Origin of the sequence: Psychrobacillus sp. FSL H8-0484, assembly GCF_038005325.1 — a bacterium.
In the GTDB taxonomy this organism is placed as follows: domain Bacteria; phylum Bacillota; class Bacilli; order Bacillales_A; family Planococcaceae; genus Psychrobacillus.
The window spans coordinates 1,991,425-2,012,834 of record NZ_JBBOSZ010000001.1 but is presented as its reverse complement, the minus strand read 5'-3'; the positions used below and the strand labels follow the sequence as shown (position 1 = coordinate 2,012,834).

Genomic DNA, 21,410 nt, shown 5'->3' with positions numbered 1-21,410 from the left:
CCCTACCTCCTAAAGGTATTATCAATTACGCCCCGGCGTAATTGCGTCCAAATTTTGAATTGCGCTTGCGCAATTCAAAATTTGTGACATCCGCCGGAGGCTTAACTTGAATCAGCAGTTATTATTTGCTGAATCAAGTTAATAATTTTCTGGATAAAGTAATGCATGACCTAGATAGCCGAATAGCAATACGATGATAATCCCCAATCCTAACCACATAACTATTTCCCCCTTAATGATTTACTTGCTTGTAACACCAAATTGTCAGTCCATAAAGACTAGCAAAACTAATGACTAGCAAACCAATCATATAAACGTCCATCAATTGAATCATCCCTTCCTCTGTTGGATGTTTTTATCATAATGTAATTCAAATTAATGTAGTGTTAGGAAAAAGCGTTTTATATTAAGACGGTATAAAGGTTAAATCTTTACGCTGTCTTAATGGTAATTGGAGCTATAATAGAGTAGAGGTGAAGGGTGATGGAAGACACACGTCCAAGTCCAGAGGCGTTATTAGCAAAGATTAAACAAGAAGAAAAAGAAGCAACCGTAGGAAGACTAAAGATTTTTCTTGGATATGCCGCAGGTGTAGGTAAAACATACGCGATGCTAGATGCTGCCCAACAAGCAAAAAAACTCGGTACAGATGTTGTGGTCGGTTATGTAGAACCACATCCTCGACCCGAGACAGCAGCTTTACTTGAAGGACTTGAGCTAATACCAACTAGAAAAGTAAACTATAAAGGAAAGACTTTTGTAGAACTGGACATCGATGCTGTAATTGAACGTAATCCAGAGATTGTACTAATTGATGAGTTGGCTCATTCAAATGTACCAACGATGCGCCACTTAAAACGTTTTGGTGACGTGGAAGAATTGCTTGCTAAAGGCATCCATGTATACACAACTGTTAATATCCAGCATATTGAAAGCCTTCACGATTTGGTGGAAGAAATCACTGGGGTGAAGGTACGCGAGCGCATTCCAGATTACTTAATTGATCATGCAGCACAAATAAAGCTAGTGGATATTGAACCAGACGATTTAATTCAACGATTAAAAGAAGGTAAAATATATCACTTAAAACAAGCAGAAAAAGCGATGGACTTTTTTTTCCGAAAACAGAATCTGGTGGCGCTTCGCGAAATCGCACTGCGCCGAACTGCAGACACAATTTATCATCAACAGACACAAAAAAACGACTCTTTCAGCCAAAGTGCTCATGTAGAGGAGCATATATTGGTAGGCATCAGTAGTTCACCAACCAATGCGAAAGTTATTCGCTCTGCAGCTAGGCTGGCACAAGCCTTGCATGGTAAATTCACAGCACTTTATGTACAAAAAGTGAAAACAAATGATCGGAACGAAGTGAACTCCGAGCGACTACAGCAGCACATCAAACTGACAGAACAGCTTGGTGGTCATATAGTAATCGTACAGGAAGATGATGTAGCAGCAGCGCTTGCGAATTATGCACAAATAAGCGGTGTGACGAAGCTTGTAATAGGAAGAACAGCTATGAAAAAGAAATGGTGGCTTCCTAATTCCAAAATAAGCGATCGTTTTAATGACTTTATACCAAACTTAGCAATACATATTGTACCTGATGAAGACAATGAACCGATGCGCTTTCCAGAAATAAAGCCTCAGCTAAAGTTTGAGTGGATGGATTTGCTTAAAATGGCAATCGTGTTCGGTTTGGCATCATTCATTGGTCTGTTTTTCTTAGCAATCGGAGTTAGTGAATCGAATATTATCACCATCTATATTTTAGGCGTGTTAGTACTTGCAACATGGACATCCGGTTGGATGGTCAGCATCATTAGCTCGCTAGGGGCAGTGCTCATCTTCAACTTTTTCTTTACCGAGCCACGGTTTTCATTTGAAGCATACCACCGTGATTACCCAATGACGTTTTTAATCATGTTCCTTTCCGGTTTTATTACAAGTAGTCTAACTAGAAAAGTAAAGGAGCAGGCTGTCGTTGCAGTTCGTAAGTCTTATCGAATGGAAGTGTTGCTAGAAACAAATCGTAAATTACAACACGCAAAGTCAATAGAAGAAATCATCAATGAAGGCATGTCTCAAATTGTAAAACTAGTAGAAAAGCCAGTTGAATTCTTTGAAATAGACAATAAATTAATAGTGAAGTCTGTTTTTTTTCGAACAGATAGCATGACGACTTTAGAAAATAAAGAAGTGGCAGCAATGTTTGACAATGCAAGCGAGCGTGGTATAGTGAGCTGGGTTGCCAGTAATAAGCACGTAGCAGGTGTATCAACAGATATCTTTCCAGAAGCACAGGCATACTATTTACCGTTCGTATCTGGTGGCAATGTAAAAGGTGTTATTGGAATCGCTCTATCAAAAGAATCACCTTTACCTGCGTTTGAACGTCATATTTTACATGCCATCATCAATGACTTTTCGTTCGCTCTTGATAAATGGTATTTACAGAAGTTGAATGAAGAAGTTGCTCGAGAAGCAGAGCTTGAACAAATGCGAGCAAACCTTTTACGAGCAATATCCCATGATTTAAGGACACCTCTTACTAGCATTTCAGGAAATGCCGATATATTGTTGACAAGCGGCGAACAGATTCATGAATCCGAAAAAACTCAATTGTATCGGGATATTTATAGCAACTCGAAATGGCTTGTGCAAATGGTAGAGAACTTACTTGCCGTTTCAAGACTTGATGATGGTAAACTTGCAATTGAGATGCAACCAGAACTTGTGGAAGATATTATGCAAGAAGCACTTTTGCATGTCGTTCGCATAAACAATACGCACCAAATCACTTATCATATAGAGCCAGAATTACTATTGGCATTGATGGATGCACGTCTCATTATTCAGGTGCTTATCAACATTATCGATAATGCACTGACCTACACGCCTGCAGGTAGCGAGATAATCCTAACTGCAAAGGAAGTGGATAACTATGTACACTTTAGCATTGTGGATAATGGACCAGGAATTGAAGATTCAGTAAAGGCAAAGCTGTTTGAACCTTTTACAACAGGTAAGGTACAGCGAAGCGACAGCCGGCGTGGTCTAGGACTCGGTTTAGCATTGTGCCAAACGATCTTAAAATTACACGGAAGTGAACTAACTGTTTCGGATAATGAACCGATGGGTACCATTTTTAATTTTTCACTTAAAAAAGGAGTTGTGAATATCGATGAATAAACGAATCCTTGTGGTCGAAGATGATATAGCTATCGGTAACTTGATCAAAATGACATTAAATACGCAGCAATACGAATACGATATTGCACAAGATGGTCAAAGTGCACTGCAAAAGGCACTCTCGATGAAGCCAGAAGTGATTATTCTAGATCTAGGTCTACCGGATATGGACGGCATTGACATTATTCAAAAAATCCGTAGTTGGTCTCAAACCCCTATCATAGTAGTAAGTGCGCGAGGCGAAGAATCTGATAAAATCAATGCCCTCGATGCTGGTGCGGATGATTACGTGACGAAGCCCTTTAGCGTAGACGAGCTACTTGCTCGTATTCGTGTAGCACTAAGAAGAAGTGCGAGCGAGCGTAATTTGGAACAGGAGCAGCCGGTTTTTATGAACGGAAATTTACAAATTGATTATTTAGCAAACACAGTATTCGTGCGTGGAGAGGAAGTACATTTGACGCCTATTGAGTATAAGTTGTTAGTCGTGCTCTCAAAGCATGTTGGTAAAGTACTGACTCATAATTTTCTATTGAAGGAAGTTTGGCAAATCGCTCTTCAATCGGATGTTCCTAGCCTGCGTGTTTTTATGGCGACGCTCCGTAAGAAAATTGAAGAGAACCCAGCCACCCCCAAATATATCCAGACGCACATACGAGTCGGATACCGAATGCTACGCTATGGCGGTGACGAATAAATAATATCTATACTTCGCAAAATTTAGGGGGTAACATTCGAAATAATGATTAATCAATAGTTCCTCCTGAACACCTTTATTAGGGTAAATAAAAAGAATCCATTTTGAAAAAAGATTGATCAAAATGGATTCTTTTCTTATGATTTAGTATGTATTTTCATTAAAAAAGTTTGATTACTCACAGTGGTCCTTCTTCAACAAAAGTCCCCGTTAGCCATCCATGCTACAAAAAACCCTTATCCTGCAGGAGTCTCATTCCGCTGCGCTAAATCCTTTTAAGTAAAGTGAATTTTCCGCAAAAAATTAGTATAAAAAAGTACTACTTTATACTTTTTCAGTGCCCTCGTAAAAACTAAAAGTATCGCCCTAACTTGAATCGGGATGTGTATCCGATACTTCACGAACGACTAGCTTAACTCGTTTCTCTCTTAGAAGTGTAAGTATTGGTTTTACAGCAGTATAGTAATTCTTTGCTAAACCATCCCCTTATGATTCCAATCAAACAAAAAACATCGCTCTGTTAGAACGATGTTATTATATTCAAAATTTTTTGTTTATAAAAGGACAATTATTGATTATTATCTTTTTGCTGCTCTGAAGGTTCTTCGGTTGGGTCCGGCTCATCTTCATCGACACCGTTGCATCCGAACAGTAAACCTGTTGATAAAATAACAGACATTATTGTCAGAATATCCCTTTTATGTTTCATCCTAATCCCTCCATTCTTCATTTACTACTGTTAATGTTGTCTAATTTATAGAAAAATATACAAAAACGATAATAAAGAGTATTTTTTTGATTACTAAACAAATTTATAGAATTAGCAGAAGGTATATCGTATTGTTTTTTTGTTTGTTGTCAATCAATCTAAAATAACTCCTTTTCATACTTGTTTCTTGAATATTCAAATAAAAAAATGAGAAGTTGCGTGCATTTTTATGCGTAATTGTAGTAAAATCCAAAGAATATTATAAAACCAAAATAAAAGAACGCTCCGAATGGAACGCTCTCTCTTAAGAGTTGCTATTTAATTTTTTGTTATAGACGCTTAATGTTCCAGATGTGCAACAAAAAAGCAAACAAAAATGTTATCTTAACTTATTTAACTAAACCCCCATTTAACCCTGGCAGTCTAGAATTATATCCTGAAGTTTAAGGATTTAATTTACATTTTGCAAAATTAGACCATCGCTCATTTTAATTATTTGATCAGCATAAGAAAGCATTTCATCATCATGTGTAACCATTAAAGTAGTAATATTAAGTGTTTTAGTTAAATCACGAATTAATAACATAACATCTTTAGATCTTTTTGAATCTAAACTTGCCGTTGGTTCATCTGCGAAGAGAACTTTAGGTTTATGAATTATTGCACGAGCAATTGCAACTCGCTGTTTCTCCCCACCTGACAATGAAGAAGGATAGGCATTTTTTCGATGATCCATCCCAACTAATTTTAGTAATCTATTTACCTCTTCTTTTTGTTCATGTTTCTTTAATTTCGATTCAGAAACATCTAGCATTAGCATTAGTTGTTCTTCTACCGTAAGAAATGGAACAAGATGAGCAAATTGAAAGACAAAACCAAATTTACTTGCTCGAACTTTTCGAACTTGCTCTGAACTCATGGTAGTCATATTTTTTCCTTCGAATATTACTTGCCCATCTGATGTAGGTTGAAGTCCCGCAGCAATAGTAAGAAGTGTACTTTTACCAGAGCCTGATGCACCCACTAATGCTGTTATCTCCCCTTCTCTAAGCGAAAGATTAATTCCTTTTAATATTTCTTCCTTTACTTCACCATTAGTAAACGATTTTCTAACTTCATCAATTGTAAATAGTGTCATATTAAACCTCTCCTTGCTGTATCGCTTGTAATGGTTCGATTTTTTTTATTTGAATTCCTGAGAGTGTAGCTCCAATGAATCCGATAATTAGGAATACTATTGACAATTGCCCAGTTGTTTTAAGCGTTAAACTAAAAGGCATACCCTCAGGCGCAATCATATTAAAAACTTGACTGAGTGTAATAGACAAAACAAGTGAAATTACCGTAATAACAACCATCTGCGTCCATATCATTTTGAATAACCTACTTGTTTTTAAACCTATTGCTTTTAAAATACCGTATAAACCAATTTTTTGTACGTTCATCATGTAGAAAAAGATAGCAAACAACATTCCACTAATTACTACTAAAAACCAAACAATCATATTTAGAGACATCTGTTCTGCGCTATAACTTGGAATAGTACCGAGAAAATCTTTATTTGAAAACGATTGTAGCCCAGTGAATTCTTGTGAAGAATACCCTCCTGGTGTGAAAACTAATTGCATTTCATCAACTCGGTAAATTTCTTTGTAATCCTCCATACTGATGTAAGCAACAGGAGCATGACTATATTTCTTTTGATCAACAAAGTCCTTTACTACAAACTTGCCACTAAATTGATTATTAGTTAATGTATCTCCAATCTTTATACCTTTATCCTTCAATGAGCTATCTAAAATAATTTCCTCGTGTTTAACATTTTCAAATAGATTTGAATCGGTGGATGTCACAAAGGCAATACTCTGTTGTTTATCAGCCTCATCATTTAAAAAGCCCATTTGAATTGAAAACGCCACAGCATCCTTTTGTTTGTTTAATATTTCATCTTGGATATTGCTATCTATTCTTGACAGATTATAAGTTTCATCTGCATCTTCATTCATATAAAATTGCCCTTTTGGTAAATCTTTAATAAGGGCAGCATTGTCTTGTGATAATCCATTTGCCAAACCAGAAATAATAAAAGTTAGTAAACTAACAAGAAACACAATAGAACCTAAAATCAAAAATCTTACTTTGTTTTTCTTAATTTCTTTCCAAGCAAGGTTCATTATTAACTCCTCCATTCTTTATATAAACACATAATAAACTGCCTATATAAACTGAAAATGAACAAATCATTACATTTGAAGAACGGCTGTAGTAATTTCAAAATTTAGATTTGCAAGAAGATAGTTTGAAAACGATTCGTTGAGAAAGAAACAGAAAATCCCTTCAACTTTTCCCCGTCATCTAGTTTCTTCGACAGGAAAAATATTAAATTAATTGTGTGCACAACAAAACATTTCCGCAAACAGTATTTATTGTTATAGTAGTAATCCAAAAGAAATAAAAAACGAAAATAATGGTGTTTGTCCGTCTTGTAATAATAAAGCTAAAATCGTAAAGTAAATTACTTTAAAGTCACTACTAAGATATGTTCCTCGCATATTTAAGTTTTCTTCTGTATCGCCACCACGCGTCTTAATCCACTCAACAAGAATTTTAACCGCCAATCCGACACTGCTAATAATAAGCATTCCTGTTGTCGCTACTTCCGGTGGGTTAGCAAATCGCTGGATTGCTTCATAAAAGATAAATAAGGCAATCAATATTAATGTGACTCTATTTAGCACAGCTGCTAAAATTTCAAATCGTTTATATTCATATGTTTTACTCTTTACTTGCAACCTTTTCACCTAATATCAAGGCTATTAATGCAATCGCTAATGAAACAGAATCACTTAGCATATGACCTGCATCTGATAATAGGGCCAAGCTATTTGTTAAAAATACTCCAATCACTTTTATTACCAAATGCGTTTAAGTATGCTGTTATTTTTTTATCGTCCATATACCCCCCTGCCGTACAAAATCACTTAAAAGGAGCAATTATATTATGGAAAACGTAACATTAAACGTACAAGGCATGTCATGTGGTAGCTGCGGAAACAAAGTAGACGGAAGTATCCGTAAATTAGAAGGTATCGAAGATGTTCAAGTAAATGTAGCATCTGGTGAAGTAGCTGTTGTATTCGACAAAGGACAAATAGCAGTCGCACAAGTTGTAGCAGCAATCGAAAGCCATGCTTACGTAGTAGCTAAATAATTCAAACCTTGTAAATGTCTTCAACGTACACCCATTAATACATGTGAGGAAGATGGAAAATGAAAAAACAAATCGGTATAGGCATTGCAACCGTTAGTACTGCACTCGTACTTGTCGCTTGTGGTGATAATCAAGAAGAACACCAGACAAATCACGTAGACACAGAAGAACAGGCACATATGAATAACACAAATTCTGGTGAGTTACCTGAAGGCTTACAAGAAAAATCAAATCCAACATATCCTGTTGGGAGCCAAGCAATATGAAAACAGATCATATGCAAGGTATGAACGGGGCTAAAGCGACAATTGTCGGTTCTTACAGTACTACTGTTTATGCTGTAACTTATACTCCAACAACTGGTGGAGGTAAAGTATCTAATCATAAATGGGTCATTCATGAGGAACTCAAAGGAGCTGGGGAACAACCTTTTGCCGCTAATAATCGCTTTATATTAGAAGCAAATCATATGGAAGGCATGGATGGTGCTGTTGCAACAATTGATTCAGCAGAACAAACTACGGTTTACATGGTTGATTACACATCTAAGGGTGAAAAAGTGAAAAATCATAAGTGGGTAACTGAAAGTGAATTATCACATAATGAGCACTTCTTCATTCGTTTCAAATGTTTTCCATTGGGGATTTCCATAAGCCATATGCCCTTTTATATAGTAATCATCCCCTACTTTACTAAAACCAAAAGGTAAATGAGAGGCAATTGGTCTACCTTTTTTCGTTGTAACGATCGTTCCAAACGAGTTTTGTTGAATAAATCCTCTTACTTCATTTACATCTGTAACTTTAAAATATTTAGGAATGTACATAATTATCCTCCTCGTATTATTCTGGCTATCTAGTTAAATTATCTCATAAAAAAAGAATATGCTACAATCGAGAAAACAACAAAAGGAGTGGAGTCCATGTGCCGCAACATTAAAAAACTATTTAACTTTGATCCTCCAGCTACCAATAATGAAGTTTACGCAGCTTCACTTCAGTATGTGCGAAAGGTCTCTGGTTTCATTAAACCATCACAGGCAAATGAGGATGCTTTTAATCGTGCTGTTCAGGAAGTGGCTATTGCCACACAGCATCTATTCGACACACTCGTCACGAACGCCGAGCCTCGTGATCGAGAAATAGAAGCAGAGCGAGCTCGAGCACGTTCTGCGAAAAGATTCGGATTAGAATAGACTTCCTATTTGATCCATACGATAAAAGATGCAATTCATTATCCAATTGCTCAAACAACCAAAAAAATCCTTAGTTTTCGAAACTATTCGAAACTAAGGATCTAACAACCAATCATGTAAAACTCAAAGTTGCTGCCCCCACTACTCCCACATCCTCGCCTAGCAGTGCAGGTACGATACGGAACGTTTCACGGTAAGGTTCCATAACAAGTCTTTTCGTTTTCTCCAATACTGGTGCAAATAAATCATCACCGGCCAGACTCACCCCGCCACCGATTACAATACAATCTGGGTTAAATGTATGTATCACATTCTTCAATCCCGAAGCTATATAAGAGGTCGCTTTATCTATCACGCCAATAGCAACTGAATCCCCAAGACTAGCAGCTTTGAACAGATGCTTTGCCCCAATTACTGTACCGTCTTGCGCCGCTAATTCTGTCATCAATGAAAACTTTTTCTCAGCAGCTTCCTTTGTAATTCGTGCAATGGATGTACCTGATGCATATGCTTCCCAACAACCTAACTGTCCACAGCCGCATAGTTGCCCATCTTGTACAATCATTGTATGTCCTAGCTCTCCAGCGTAACCATTGCTACCAAGCAGTAACCGACCATCCAAGATGATTCCCGAACCGATGCCAGTACTAATCGTAATATAGGCCATTGTTTTAGAACCTTTTCCAGCTCCTGCATAATACTCTCCCCAAGCAGCTGCATTTGCATCATTGGCGATTTGAACAGGGAGCTCTAGTTGACTTTCCATCTCCTGACGAAGTGGAATATTGACCCACTCCGGCAAATTGGCTCCATTCAAAATAATTCCCCGTTTTGTATCAACCGCTCCCGGTGATGCAACGCCAACTCCAGTGATAGGTATATCGCCACGAACTTTATGAACCGAATGTATTAAGCAATCGATCACTTCCTTTGCACTTTTAAGGGGAGTAGTTTCATAGCGCACTCTTCGCAATATCTTCCCATTGAGATCGAGTAATGCCGTTGCTATTTTTGTCCCACCAAGATCTACTCCAACAATATATTCCATATTCTGTTCCATTACCGATCCCTCGAATTCTCCCAATCTATTTTCTCAATTGCTGAAGATTGCTTTTTATGTCTGTAATAACGGCCTCATCAATCGGATACATAAAGCTTCTATTCGTACGAACTGCTGACCCAAAATGTACTTCTTCCAATCCAGTTGCCTTAACTAAGGCTGATAACGTTTCTGGGTTCATTCCATTCCCCGCTAAAATTTGGATAGATGTATTTTTGGATTTATCGACTAACTTTTTCAGTTGTTCAGCAGACTCCGGTGCAGGTGCTTGTCCTCCAGAAGTTAAAATTCGTTGAATCTGTGGAAACGTAGCAATTACTTCTAATGCTTCCAACTGATCGTCGATTTCGTCAAAAGCACGATGGAAAGTGACATTCATATCCCCACTCTCCATCAATAAACGCGAAATGACCCCTGTATTCACTTTATTATCCTCATCTAATGCTCCAATAACGATACCTGCAGCTCCGACCTTCTTAATATGACGAATATCTGTTAGCATGACAGCTACATCCTCCTCGTCATATTGGAAGGTCCGGCTATGCGGTCGGACAATGACATGAACCGGAATATCAACTCCTTGAACTACTGCTTCTATCAACCCTAAACTCGGCGTTAACCCTCCTTCAGATAAGGCTGAACATAGTTCCAAGCGATCTGCACCAGCACTCTCTGCAGCAATCGCATCTGCTAAGCTTGTAGCTATAATTTCTAACATCATTTGAAAAACTCCTCCTGTCTACTCAGAACAAAGTCAACTAACAAACGAGTTCCATACCCTGTTGCACCTGCTGTATAATAGCCTTTATCACTTTTGGACTGCACCGTGTTGGCCATATCAATATGAGCCCAACGAATCGACGGGTCCACAAATCGGCGCAAAAATAGCGCAGCCACAATTGCACCGCCATATGGAATGGAGCTCATATTATTCATATCAGCGTAATCACTATGTAACAGTTCTTCGTATTCATCTATCAATGGCATCGGCCAAACTCTATCACCATTTTGTTCTCCAATAGAAGCAAATTCCTCTACAAAAGATTGATCTCCCCAGACTCCAGCTATGCCTAAGCCAAGTGCTTCTCCTACATTGCCCGTCAACGTGCAAATATCCACTACTTCCTTAGCGCCAAGACGATTTGCAAGCAATAAAGCATCCGCTAACACAAGTCTCCCTTCCGCATCCGTATTGCCGACCTGCACTGTTAACCCGTTCGGATAAGTGATAACTGTAGAAGGTACAAATGCGCGCGAATCAGGCATATTATCGGCAGTTGCGATCAATGCAGTAATATTCGCTTGAATGCCAGATCGACTAATAATATCCATCGCTCCAAGTACCGCACAAGCTCCTCCCATATCGAAACGAGCATCACTAATATCTCTGCCCGACTTTACATTCATGCCACCCATATCAAAAGTAATCCCTTTACCAACAAGTACTATAAGTGGCTGCTTAGGATCAGTTGCATAAGACAGTTCAATCATCGCTGGTTTATAACTGCTTCCTTGTCCAACTGTCAATAACCCATTCATCTGCTGTTTCACTAGTTCTTCCTCTCGATAAATATGAATATCAACAGGAAGTTCTGCAAAATGCGTTTCTACAAACTCCACAAGTGATTCAGGGTGAAGAATATTTGGAGGTTCATTGCATAAATCACGTGCTAACATAGTTCCTTCAGCACGAATTATTCCTTTTTGTACTGCTACTTCCCCGTCTGTAGACGTACTGATAATATGTAGCTTCTCTAATGGAAACACTTTTTTCTTCGACTTGTAGCGGTCGAATTGATAGGATCCTAACAGCCAACCTTCCGTCCATGAGGTTATGTTTTCATTTTCCTTAATCTCTTCTATTATATTTAACGCTTCAAGATGGACGGCTACTGTTTGGAAGCCTTCCTTTTGTACCGTCCTTGCTGCAACTCCAGCGGCATTTCGCAGTATTTCATAAGAAATTCCGGCTACTTCACCGAGTCCAATAACTAAATGATGTGACTCTGTACCCCTACCGTACAGTAAATGAGCTGCTCCACGTTCCCTCATATGAGGTTTTAGTTCGACCCCCGCTATAACAATTGGCTCAGATGTCTTCCAGCATAGATGGATTGTTGCTTCTGTAGTCCGCTCGCTTCCAACAGTAATAAGCATATGCAAATCATCCTTTCCTCTTATTATTAAACTAACTGAAATACAGTCTTTCTTTCTCCAACCACTTCTCCGTTATCATTTATAATTACTTTGGACGATAATGCATACAAACGCTCAATTGTCTCATGATTTTCATAACCAATCTGTTCTAAAATAGAAGCAACAATATTTGGCCATACAAGTTCGGATCCATCCATTACTTTTAACGCAAAACTCATTCGTTCCTTCTTCAAAGCAAAGCCGTAAACACCCTTAGCTCCACCTTTTGCAACAATATTTGGATCTGCAAGCAATACCGTACAGATAAAATCATGACTAGCAATCATCTCAGGATGTGCATTCATATAATTTGCAACTTTAACAACTGCCTCTCTCATTTCTCGTTGTTCAATCAAGTCTGGACAAGCTAATTTCAAGTATGCTTGTGCAATATGTTGTAGCGGTATCACATAAACTGGAAATCCACAGCCATCAATACCGATCCCAATGTCTTCTTTCGGATAGTTCGCCATGTCGGCCATCGCTGCAAGACTTAACTGCTGGACGGGATGCTCCAGCTTCCAATAGCCATCAACCTCATGCCCCAATACTTTCGCTAAAGCCATAAAGCCACTATGCTTTCCAGAGCAATTATGAAAAATTTTACGTTTCTCTCCATGCTTGCGATGATATTCAGCTTTCGGTTCGTCATTCAATGGATACGTTGGACAACAATAAAACTCCTCTTCTTCAATACCAGTTTTATGCAAAATCGACTCCAGCGCTTCCAAGTGATAGCTTTCTCCACGCTGTGAAGCTGCAAATAATGCCGCTTCCTCTGACGTCAGTCCAAATTTTTCATCAATTCCATTTTGAATAACCGGAATTGCTTGGAAAGGTTTTGCGGCAGAACGCAAAAAAGTCATATGATTTTCATCACCAACCGAATAAATTACCTCTCCTTTTTCATTAATGCCACAAACAACCCCCATATGCGTATTTTCATGCATACCTCCACGATATTCTTCCACTAATACTGGATAGTTCATCATTTTCACCCTTTGTCTTTTATACTTTTTCTAAATTGATATATGAATACACTAATTATTCTAACTTAAATACATTACATATTCTCTCTAATACATATACAAATTTTAAAACTATTACAATTCTTGAGATTTATTTACAAAATTGATTAAATAGTATTATTTTTTATCTATTCTTAATTATATTACTAATCAAATAGACCTAAACAAAAAGACAGATGAACCGACGCAGTCGTTGCCGAAGAAGTGCGCAAACTCGCTGAACAATGAGCTCGCTCGACAGAAGTAGTTAAAGTGACTATTCAGGAACTGCAAGCGGAATCTAGACTTGTTACCCAACAAATGAATGACACACGTGAAAACTTCCAACGTCAAGGAACAGTTGTCAACAGTACTGAAATCACTTTTGGAGAAATTTCCACATTGATGGCAAATATGCAAGGTTCCATCGATGCAGTTTATGTAGAAATTCAAAAAGTAGCAATCCATAAAGATGACGTCTCTGAAACCATCCAAACTATGGCAGCCACGGCCCAAGAAACAGCCGCTGCTTGTGAAGAAGTCAGCGCCTCAACAGACGAACAACTACGTGCTATTCAATCTGTTACAACTGCAGCAGAAACATTAACAGGATTGAGTGAAGAACTAAGCCTAGCTGTTAACCGTTTTAAAGTTTAAATAACCTCTCAAAAAAAGAAGCTCCTTTTATCGGATAATAATCCGATGAAAGGAGCTGCCTCTTTTTTTCTATTTAAAAAAGTTCTACTACTTTATCTAAAATTCCAGTTATATCTAAGAATACGATGATAATTACTAAAGGAATAACGTACTTCATTATAAAAAACCATACATTAAATGCAGTCGCACCTAAACGAGAATGTCGTAATATTTCCTCTCGAAGTGTACTTTTCTTTATCTTATGAGAAACGAAAATAGAAATTAAAAATACACCTAATGGCATTAAAATGTTACTTACTAAATAATCAGCTGAATCGAAAATATTTTTCGAGAAAATTAAAACATCCCCTAAAACACTATAAGACAATGCAGAAGGAACACCTACTGCGAAAATTAGTCCACCGATTATAAATGCATACTTCGTTCTTTTCTCCTCGTTACCTTTCACAATAGCCGCTACTATTATTTCTAGCATCGAAAAGGCCGAAGTTAATGTGGCAAATAAAAACAGAGCTAAAAATCCTAATAAGAAAAATTCTCCAAAAAGAATTTGATCAAACACAGCTGGCAATACAACAAATAACAAACCTGGCCCTTCCGCTGGCTCTAACCCAAGTGAAAATACAGCTGGGAAAATTGCTAATCCTGCCAATAAAGCAATTAATAAGTTCAATGAAACAATAGAAATAGCTGGTTGAATTAAACTTTCTTTCTTAGAAAGATAAGAACTATACGTCACCATTACCGATACTCCGACACTTAAAGAGAAAAAGGCTTGTCCCATCGCAAACAGAACACTTTCAGATGTAATATTCGAGAAATCAGGTGCTAAAAAGAATTTCACACCTTCCATCGCATTATCAAGAGTAAGTGAGCGAATAATTAAAACGAGAAATAAAATAAATAATGCAGGCATCAAAATCTTACTTACTTTTTCAATTCCATTTTGAATCCCTTTTGCTACAACTAAAACCGTAATAACTAAAAACCCTAATTGAGCTCCAATCACTAAAAGAGGATTTCCAATCGTCGCACCAAAAACAGATCCATAATCTACTCCTTCGCTAATGATTCCACCAAACATACCTTTAGCAAAATAAATAACAATCCAACCACCAATGACACTATAAAAAGACAATAATAGAAAACAAGTAAATACCCCTAGCTTTCCAATCCAATGCCAATTCGTATTAGGAACTAAACTGCGATAAGCACTAATCGCTTCTTTTTGCGTGCTTCTACCGATAACGAACTCTGCTAATAGCAACGGGAAACCTATAAACAAGGAAAATGCAATAAACAGAAGAAAGAATGCGCCTCCCCCACTAATACCAGTAACATAAGGAAGCTTCCATATTGCCCCTACCCCTATAGCGGAGCCTGCTGCAGATAAAATAAAACCAATCTTCGATGACCACTGCTCTGTTTTTTGCACACGATTCAATCCAATCTATTTTTATTATGTCCTCAAGAAATGCGTAAGCGCCTATGCCTGCCCCGACAGGCAAATGGGAAAAGCGAGGAGGCAGCTCTCCAGCCACCACAGCTTTTTCACATTTGACCCCGAGGGGCTAGGCGCTGTAGCTAGACAATTACTAAGTATGAAAGCATATACTTTCTTATCAGTTTAAAGTAAATAACAAAAAAAGCCATGTCTCTATCGATAACGATAGGGACGTGACTTTTCACGCGGTACCACCCTAATTGGAAACAATACATATTTCCCACTTGATCAAATAACGGTTTAATCCGTTTTATACTACTTACTCCATGATGCAGTATAAAAAAAGCTCCAAGAATGAAATTCACCTATGTCTTTGTATCAGTTTGCACCAACCACTGATTCTCTATTAACAGGGAGACCGGCTTAATAAGGTTCTCTTCAACGCTCATTTACTATTATCTATTAAACGGAATTATAGTATGAGACGCGCTAAAGGTCAAGCCTTTGTCTTGCTACTTTTATATCCACACAAAATCAAGGTATATTAAACTACTTAAATGGTTATTTATAGAACCAAACCAACTATATTGAGTGAATATTTAAAATTATCATTTTTTTATTACAGGAATTCTTAGATACGAAATTCTTATTTATTACTGAAATAAGTTAGAACCTGGCCCCTATTTAGCCTGTATAGCTAACTTTCCCTGTTTCAACTAATTCCTTCAGTCCCATGAACATTAAGTTCCAACCATGTTCAGATCCATCGTGATACTCTCCAAGCGCCTTTTCAATATCAGCAGTTGTCCAGTTTTCTTCATGCGGAACGTTAATTTCTTGTGAAAATGCCATTTCACAACCTTGCTGTAATTCTTTTAACTCCACTCTAATCGTATCGTCTGATTCGCTAAACTGTGGCATTTTAAAAGTGAACACTAATTTTTTCGGAGGATCTATTTCAAGGTATTCCCCTATAGTTCTGTAATCCTGTCCACCGCGCTGATCAACAATTTCCCAAGTTCCTCCCACTTGTGGATTATTTTCTGCTACCAGTCCCTTCCAATGTGAAAAACCACTTTCTCATCATTTCAGGATTCAACCATGCATCAAAAACTCTTTCAGCTGCTACATCAATGCTTTTAGGTGCCAGGCACGCTGCTTTTAGGTGCCAGGCACGCAAACTATTCAGAATTGTGTTGGTGCCTGGCACCAGAACCTACTTCAAACCCTGGGTTCACAATCTGTTTATTAATCTTATTACACAAAAAATGCCACAACCAGAAAGGCTGTGGCAGTCCAAAATATAGATTTGCAAGAAAATCAGTTGGTTCTGAAATCGAAAATTAATTTTAATTAAAAATGATACATTATTTTCTCAACGCTACTGCAGGCTCTGTAGAGATTAGCTTGTGGCTTGCTATTATGCTAATTACAATAACAACAACACCTGTGGAAAGTATGGAGAGCAAGATTTGTAGTGGGGTGATCATAATTGCTAAATTGAAAATCATTCCCACTAAATAAGTACAGCCAATGAGGACAGCTTGAAAAATAGCTGACATTGCAGATAAAAGCAAATTTTCGCTGACAATCATTTTCCGGATTGTTCCTTTATTATATCCCAAAGCGGACAGTAGCCCTATTTCCTTGAATCTTGAATTTTGCAGTTTTATAAGTAGGACTGTACTGATAAACAAGCCTATTGCTAAAATTAAAACAGAAACGATTAAAAACAAACGGCTAAGACTGTTGAATGTACTTTGCAAAGCTCCTACTTCTCTAGCCGAATTTTTACTATCAATTTTTTTGTCAGTAAGCATTTGACTTACTGATACAATATCTTCAAAGTTCTTTACATCGTAACTAATTGAATAGGATTTTTCACCTTCCATATTTTCATAAAACGCTTGTTCAATATCGGAGCTTATAAAGAAATCATCGTAGCCTGCGTTATAAATACCGCTGATCGTAAGCGTGTATTCTTTACCACCATAATTTAGGGTGAATTCTTTAACAAGCAAATTACTAATATCATTTTCAAACTTTTTAGCGAGGCTTGGACTAAGTGCTATTTCATTTTCACCTGTTTTTGGCATAGCACCATATGACATATGCTCAGTAGCCTTTGCCATTGGATATTTTTCTGACAAAGCTTCCGATTTATCGCCCATCCTTAAAGAAACATCCTTGATTTTATATTGATAATAAACATTTCCTATACGTTCATCAGCATTCAATATATCAAAAACTTTTCCTTTATCCTCACCCTTAATGTACCCGTTGTTATAGGCGGTGTTATTATCCTTAAAATCCGAAATAGCCTTGTCCATACTATTCCCCGAAGATAATGACAACATAAATGCAAGGATACCGATGGAAATTGCCAAACTCACAGCAATATAGCGTGTGATATGCACTTTATAGTTCTTAAGCCCTCGCTTGAACGCAGATACTTTGACTCTCCTATTTAAGCTAAGTGTATGATTACTAGTAATATCGGTTCGAGTATCGATATTGCTAGTAATCATTTTTCCATTTTCGATATGAACAACTTCATCTGCAAAGCTACAAATCTTTTGATCATGCGTAATGACAATAACCAAACGATCTTTTGAAATCTCTTTTAAAAGTTCCATAATTTCATTGGTGTTACTACGGTCTAATGCTCCTGTCGGCTCATCTGCCAATATAATACGAGGATTACTAATGATCGCTCTTGCAATAGCAACCCTCTGCTTTTGGCCGCCCGAAAGATTTTCGATTTTTTCATCTATCTTTTGTGATAATCCCAGTTTATTTAGCAGTTCTTTGGCATTTTCTCTATTTTGCGCTTCGCTTGAAGTATTTAGCTCACAAGAATGCAAAATGTTTTCAAATACAGTATATCCGCTTAAAAGATGGTAGTTTTGAAAGATAAATCCTATATTATCTCTGCGATAGGTACACAATTCATCTGCGTTCATATTACTGATCGAAGTGCCACAAACCGTAATATCACCGCTGTAATCGCTATCGAAGCCTGCTACCATGTTAAGCAGTGTGCTTTTACCGGAACCCGATGGACCTAAAAGGCAAACAAGTCCTTGGCTAGGAAAGTTTAAACTTGTATCATCAAGAATAAGTGAATTATCATATTTTTTTGTAAGCTTTTTTATTGCGATCACTATCTGTCACCTGTCTTTAAAGCTGTTGTTGTATTGGTCTTTAGAAAGGCAATAGCAGTTGTAAAGTAAGCAATTGCTCCCACTAAAGCAATCAATAGCGCCCCCGACAACAACATTTTTGAATTTAGAATACTTGCGTTAAACAAGGCCTCGGTCGACATATTGATAAGAGGTGATGCAACAAGCATGATTAGAATAGCTGTAAAGACTTCTGTTATCTTTTCAGTCAAGTTAAGCAGACTCAAATGGGCATTTTTAAAGCCACTAACTTTATAAATTGCATATTCTCTTTTTCTCATAAAACCTGTGATAAGAGAAATAGAAATGACCATAACGACCGATAAAATTCCTATGACCATACTCGCCGAGCCCGACTGTTCAGTTGTTAGCTCATTTAATCTAACAATATCCTCCACAAGTTCAAATTGACCAAGAGGTACAATTCCTTGTTCGCTCAGCTCGTCTTTAATAGCAATCATATCAGCAGGCGTCTTTGCTCGAATAATAAAATTCATTGCGTCATTTTCAATTCCTGCTTGTCTTCTTAAATCGTCTAGTGCAACTTCGCTGAAGAAGAAAGAGTCATCAACGGTTAACTCTGTCATTTCTCCTTCATATTCATAATAGTTAGTATTATCTGCAACACCTACGATTGTTCCGGTAATGGATGCGTCTTTTATAACAGGCTCACCTGTGTCCCAATTGTAAATCCCGCTGCTAAAATCAATTTCTTTGCCGATTGCTTGCTCGTTTGATATGCCCAATGTTTTAACAAAACTTTCTGGGACAACAATCTCGTTGTCTTTACCTGTCGGCATTTTTCCTGCTACCAACTTATTGATTGACGGAACAGTACCTGTTCCTTGTATTTGATATTCTTTCCCGCTAACAGTTACTTTGATATTATCAAACCCTTGTATAAAAGTAGTAAAATCAACGCGCTCATCGCCTACATATTGTTCATATAAACCACCAATATCCTGTGATACATCTGCGTTCGGCTTTTCTTCCTGATTATCGCCTGTGCCCCCTGCACTGGTAAAACTACCAACGATACTAATATCTTTAAGTCCTTCGCCATAAGTATCAATCAGCTCGTCAAACTCCCCTTGACTGCTGCCCTCGATTGTCCCACTTACGGTAGTAAACAAAAACGTACCTGCAACCATTAGAGAAAGGGCTGATACTAGAAATCGGCCAAACTTACTTTTAACGTGTGATTTGGTAATAGCGAAAGCATTTTTTATCGATAAGCGATGACTTTCACCATATGTAAGTTTTTCTGTTTTATTTACAGCTTTTTGCGGGAATACAGTCGTTTCTCCCTCATCCAAATCTATAACATTTGATTGATGATCAATTAAATTGGTATCGTGGGTTACAACTATAACAGTCCTGTCTTTAGAAATAGCTTTCAGAATATCCATTGTTGTTTTGGAGTTCTTTTCATCTAAGGCACTAGTTGGCTCGTCCGCTATAATAACTCGTGGATTTTTCATCAGTTCTCTAGCGATGGCAACACGCTGTTTTTGACCGCCCGAAAGATCTTTCACTTTTCGCTTTGCAAGGTCCAATATTCCTAGTTCTTTTAATTTTTTTTCAGCGTCCTTATGATTTTGTTTATCCTTTAGATACTGTGGTATCAATACATTTTCTAAAACCGATGAATCCTCCAGCAAATTAAAATCCTGCCAAACAAATCCGAAAATGTTGTTGTAAAAATAGCTTTTTTCATTAGAGGTTAATGCTTTCATATTCTTTCCGCAATAATAAACCTCGCCACCGAAATCTTGTTCCATACCACTGATGATTTTCAAAAGAGTTGTTTTACCACTACCTGAAGCACCAACTATAAAATTCAATCCTTTTCCCATTGTAAAAGAAATATTATTCAAAGCGAATTCGCCGTTATATTGTTTGGATACATTTTTAATTTCAAACATCTATTTACTCCTATCTACTATTTTAGTTTTTCTTCATTTAAATAAATACTTATTGTATAAGACTAGCTAAATTTGCAATGAACGATTGCGAAGGGACTTAGAATAGATGGTAATTCTATAGATAGCTAAGACTCTACGTGGAAGCAACTTACGAGCTTTTATATGAATTGAATAACAAATCGATTGTTGTTCAGATGATATAATAAAAAAACTTCTAACGAATGATTGCACTATGACAATCACATAGCACAGATTTCGTTAGAAGATTTTTTTCATTTGACGATTACACAGAATTTTACTACTAACACGTTTTGTATTAGCATAATTCGAACGGGCAAACAAAATCTAGCCTGTAGTCTCATGCAAAAGTAATTAGCTTATTTTTTTGATGCTTCTACTGATGATGTCATATTCCCTTCAACTGCGGCTTGTTTTTCATGTGCAGCGATTTCTTCAGGCGTTGCTTCAATTGCAGGTGTAACTTTTGCTGCTGGTGTTGCTTTTGTAGCCTCTGTTGCTTTTACTGCTGGTGTTCCTTTCACTTCAAGTGCTTCTTTTTCAAGTACTGCTCTTTCTTCAGCTGTTACTTCTACTGCAGGTGTCGATTCTACTGCTAGTGTAGATTCCTCTTTTAATTCATTTGAAGAAGCTAAAGCTGATCCTGCCAATCCTGAAACTGCCAATGTTACTGCACCTAATAATAGAACTTTTTTCATTTCAAATTCCTCCTAATTTTTAATCGCTGTGCGATGTAGTGTTGGGATGTTGTTTCCCACATACTTAATTTAACTATTGAATGTGACCGCAATATGACGACTTGAAAAATGTAGCGTATCACCCTGGAATATGGGTAGTAGTCTACATATCCCCTGCTTAAATAGGAAATAATGCGTCGTTGTCATTTTATTGTCATATTCAAGATATACACTAAC

17 protein-coding genes, 4 pseudogenes and 1 other annotated feature are annotated in these 21,410 nt (G+C 37.4%); of the genes and pseudogenes, 6 read left to right on the top strand and 15 right to left on the bottom strand.

All coding sequences use genetic code 11. From position 1 onward, the window contains the following. Positions 1-138 precede the first annotated feature (138 nt). Positions 139-219 (bottom strand): K(+)-transporting ATPase subunit F, encoded by an 81-nt coding sequence (gene kdpF, locus MHH81_RS21325; protein WP_445678133.1) that lies wholly within the window; start codon positions 217-219, stop codon positions 139-141. Between the two features lie 264 nt (positions 220-483). Here kdpF and MHH81_RS09715 point away from each other — a divergent pair, with 264 nt between their 5' ends. Both MHH81_RS09715 and MHH81_RS09710 read left to right on the top strand, forming a co-directional pair. After that, on the top strand, positions 484-3,195 hold the full coding sequence (locus MHH81_RS09715; protein WP_340920529.1) for a sensor histidine kinase KdpD: 2,712 nt from the start codon (positions 484-486) through the stop codon (positions 3,193-3,195). Then, positions 3,188-3,892, top strand: a complete 705-nt coding sequence (locus MHH81_RS09710; RefSeq protein WP_340920526.1) for a response regulator transcription factor — start codon at positions 3,188-3,190, stop codon at positions 3,890-3,892. Before MHH81_RS09715 ends, MHH81_RS09710 begins: the two co-directional genes overlap by 8 nt. A 568-nt stretch (positions 3,893-4,460) precedes the next feature. Here the strand turns inward: MHH81_RS09710 and MHH81_RS09700 are convergent. The 4 genes and pseudogenes from MHH81_RS09700 to MHH81_RS09685 form a co-directional block, all read right to left on the bottom strand. Further along, positions 4,461-4,601 carry a hypothetical protein gene (locus tag MHH81_RS09700; protein ID WP_340920523.1) on the bottom strand — a complete coding sequence of 47 codons (141 nt, stop codon included), beginning with the start codon at positions 4,599-4,601 and terminating at the stop codon, positions 4,461-4,463. A gap of 451 nt (positions 4,602-5,052) precedes the next feature. Beyond that, positions 5,053-5,739 carry an ABC transporter ATP-binding protein gene (locus MHH81_RS09695; protein ID WP_340920519.1) on the bottom strand — a complete coding sequence of 229 codons (687 nt, stop codon included), beginning with the start codon at positions 5,737-5,739 and terminating at the stop codon, positions 5,053-5,055. Position 5,740: 1 nt separating this feature from the next. Then, positions 5,741-6,775 (bottom strand): ABC transporter permease, encoded by a 1,035-nt coding sequence (locus MHH81_RS09690; protein WP_340920516.1) that lies wholly within the window; start codon positions 6,773-6,775, stop codon positions 5,741-5,743. A gap of 312 nt (positions 6,776-7,087) precedes the next feature. Then, positions 7,088-7,523, bottom strand: a pseudogene (locus MHH81_RS09685) (cation diffusion facilitator family transporter); the annotation flags it as partial. Between the two features lie 79 nt (positions 7,524-7,602). Between MHH81_RS09685 and MHH81_RS09680 the strand changes: the two are divergent. Continuing rightward, on the top strand, positions 7,603-7,812 hold the full coding sequence (locus MHH81_RS09680) for a cation transporter (RefSeq protein WP_340920513.1): 210 nt from the start codon (positions 7,603-7,605) through the stop codon (positions 7,810-7,812). Between the two features lie 59 nt (positions 7,813-7,871). Beyond that, positions 7,872-8,410, top strand: a pseudogene (locus MHH81_RS09675) (YdhK family protein); the annotation flags it as partial. Here the strand turns inward: MHH81_RS09675 and MHH81_RS09670 are convergent. Next, a pseudogene (locus MHH81_RS09670) lies at positions 8,411-8,638 on the bottom strand (FMN-binding negative transcriptional regulator); the annotation flags it as partial. A gap of 96 nt (positions 8,639-8,734) precedes the next feature. Between MHH81_RS09670 and MHH81_RS09665 the strand changes: the two are divergent. Continuing rightward, complete coding sequence (locus MHH81_RS09665) at positions 8,735-9,007, top strand: DUF2277 domain-containing protein (protein WP_340920511.1); 273 nt, start codon at positions 8,735-8,737, stop codon at positions 9,005-9,007. 112 nt (positions 9,008-9,119) lie between these two features. Here the strand turns inward: MHH81_RS09665 and MHH81_RS09660 are convergent, their stop codons facing one another. The 4 genes from MHH81_RS09660 to MHH81_RS09645 are packed head-to-tail and all read right to left on the bottom strand — an operon-like array spanning position 9,120 to position 13,252. Next, the gene (locus tag MHH81_RS09660; RefSeq protein WP_340920508.1) at positions 9,120-10,067 is read right to left on the bottom strand and encodes an ROK family protein; all 948 of its coding nucleotides are present in this window, start codon (positions 10,065-10,067) and stop codon (positions 9,120-9,122) included. A gap of 25 nt (positions 10,068-10,092) precedes the next feature. Beyond that, a complete protein-coding gene (locus MHH81_RS09655; RefSeq protein ID WP_340920505.1) occupies positions 10,093-10,788 on the bottom strand; it encodes a copper homeostasis protein CutC in 696 nt (231 codons plus the stop codon). Beyond that, positions 10,785-12,224, bottom strand: coding sequence for a leucyl aminopeptidase family protein (locus tag MHH81_RS09650; RefSeq protein WP_340920503.1), 1,440 nt, complete (start codon positions 12,222-12,224; stop codon positions 10,785-10,787). Before MHH81_RS09650 ends, MHH81_RS09655 begins: the two co-directional genes overlap by 4 nt. A 26-nt stretch (positions 12,225-12,250) precedes the next feature. After that, positions 12,251-13,252, bottom strand: coding sequence for an asparaginase (locus MHH81_RS09645; protein WP_340925213.1), 1,002 nt, complete (start codon positions 13,250-13,252; stop codon positions 12,251-12,253). Between the two features lie 291 nt (positions 13,253-13,543). Between MHH81_RS09645 and MHH81_RS09640 the strand changes: the two genes are divergently transcribed. Next, on the top strand, positions 13,544-13,927 hold the full coding sequence (locus tag MHH81_RS09640; RefSeq protein WP_340920502.1) for a hypothetical protein: 384 nt from the start codon (positions 13,544-13,546) through the stop codon (positions 13,925-13,927). Positions 13,928-14,000: 73 nt separating this feature from the next. On the opposite strand, the gene MHH81_RS09635 is transcribed toward MHH81_RS09640, so the two are convergent. From MHH81_RS09635 to MHH81_RS09615, 5 genes and pseudogenes are all read right to left on the bottom strand, one after another. Beyond that, positions 14,001-15,362 (bottom strand): sodium-dependent transporter, encoded by a 1,362-nt coding sequence (locus MHH81_RS09635; protein ID WP_340920500.1) that lies wholly within the window; start codon positions 15,360-15,362, stop codon positions 14,001-14,003. Between the two features lie 233 nt (positions 15,363-15,595). Then, positions 15,596-15,822 (bottom strand) — a binding site (T-box leader). Between the two features lie 233 nt (positions 15,823-16,055). Then, a pseudogene (locus MHH81_RS09630) lies at positions 16,056-16,458 on the bottom strand (SRPBCC family protein). 280 nt (positions 16,459-16,738) lie between these two features. Next, positions 16,739-18,535 carry an ABC transporter ATP-binding protein/permease gene (locus tag MHH81_RS09625; RefSeq protein ID WP_340920498.1) on the bottom strand — a complete coding sequence of 599 codons (1,797 nt, stop codon included), beginning with the start codon at positions 18,533-18,535 and terminating at the stop codon, positions 16,739-16,741. Then, entirely contained in the window at positions 18,535-20,478 is a 1,944-nt protein-coding gene (locus MHH81_RS09620) for an ABC transporter ATP-binding protein/permease (RefSeq protein WP_340920496.1), read from the bottom strand. The genes MHH81_RS09625 and MHH81_RS09620 overlap by 1 nt, the downstream gene beginning before the upstream one ends. Positions 20,479-20,855: 377 nt before the next feature. Continuing rightward, positions 20,856-21,194, bottom strand: a complete 339-nt coding sequence (locus tag MHH81_RS09615; RefSeq protein ID WP_340920494.1) for a hypothetical protein — start codon at positions 21,192-21,194, stop codon at positions 20,856-20,858. Positions 21,195-21,410: the final 216 nt, after the last annotated feature.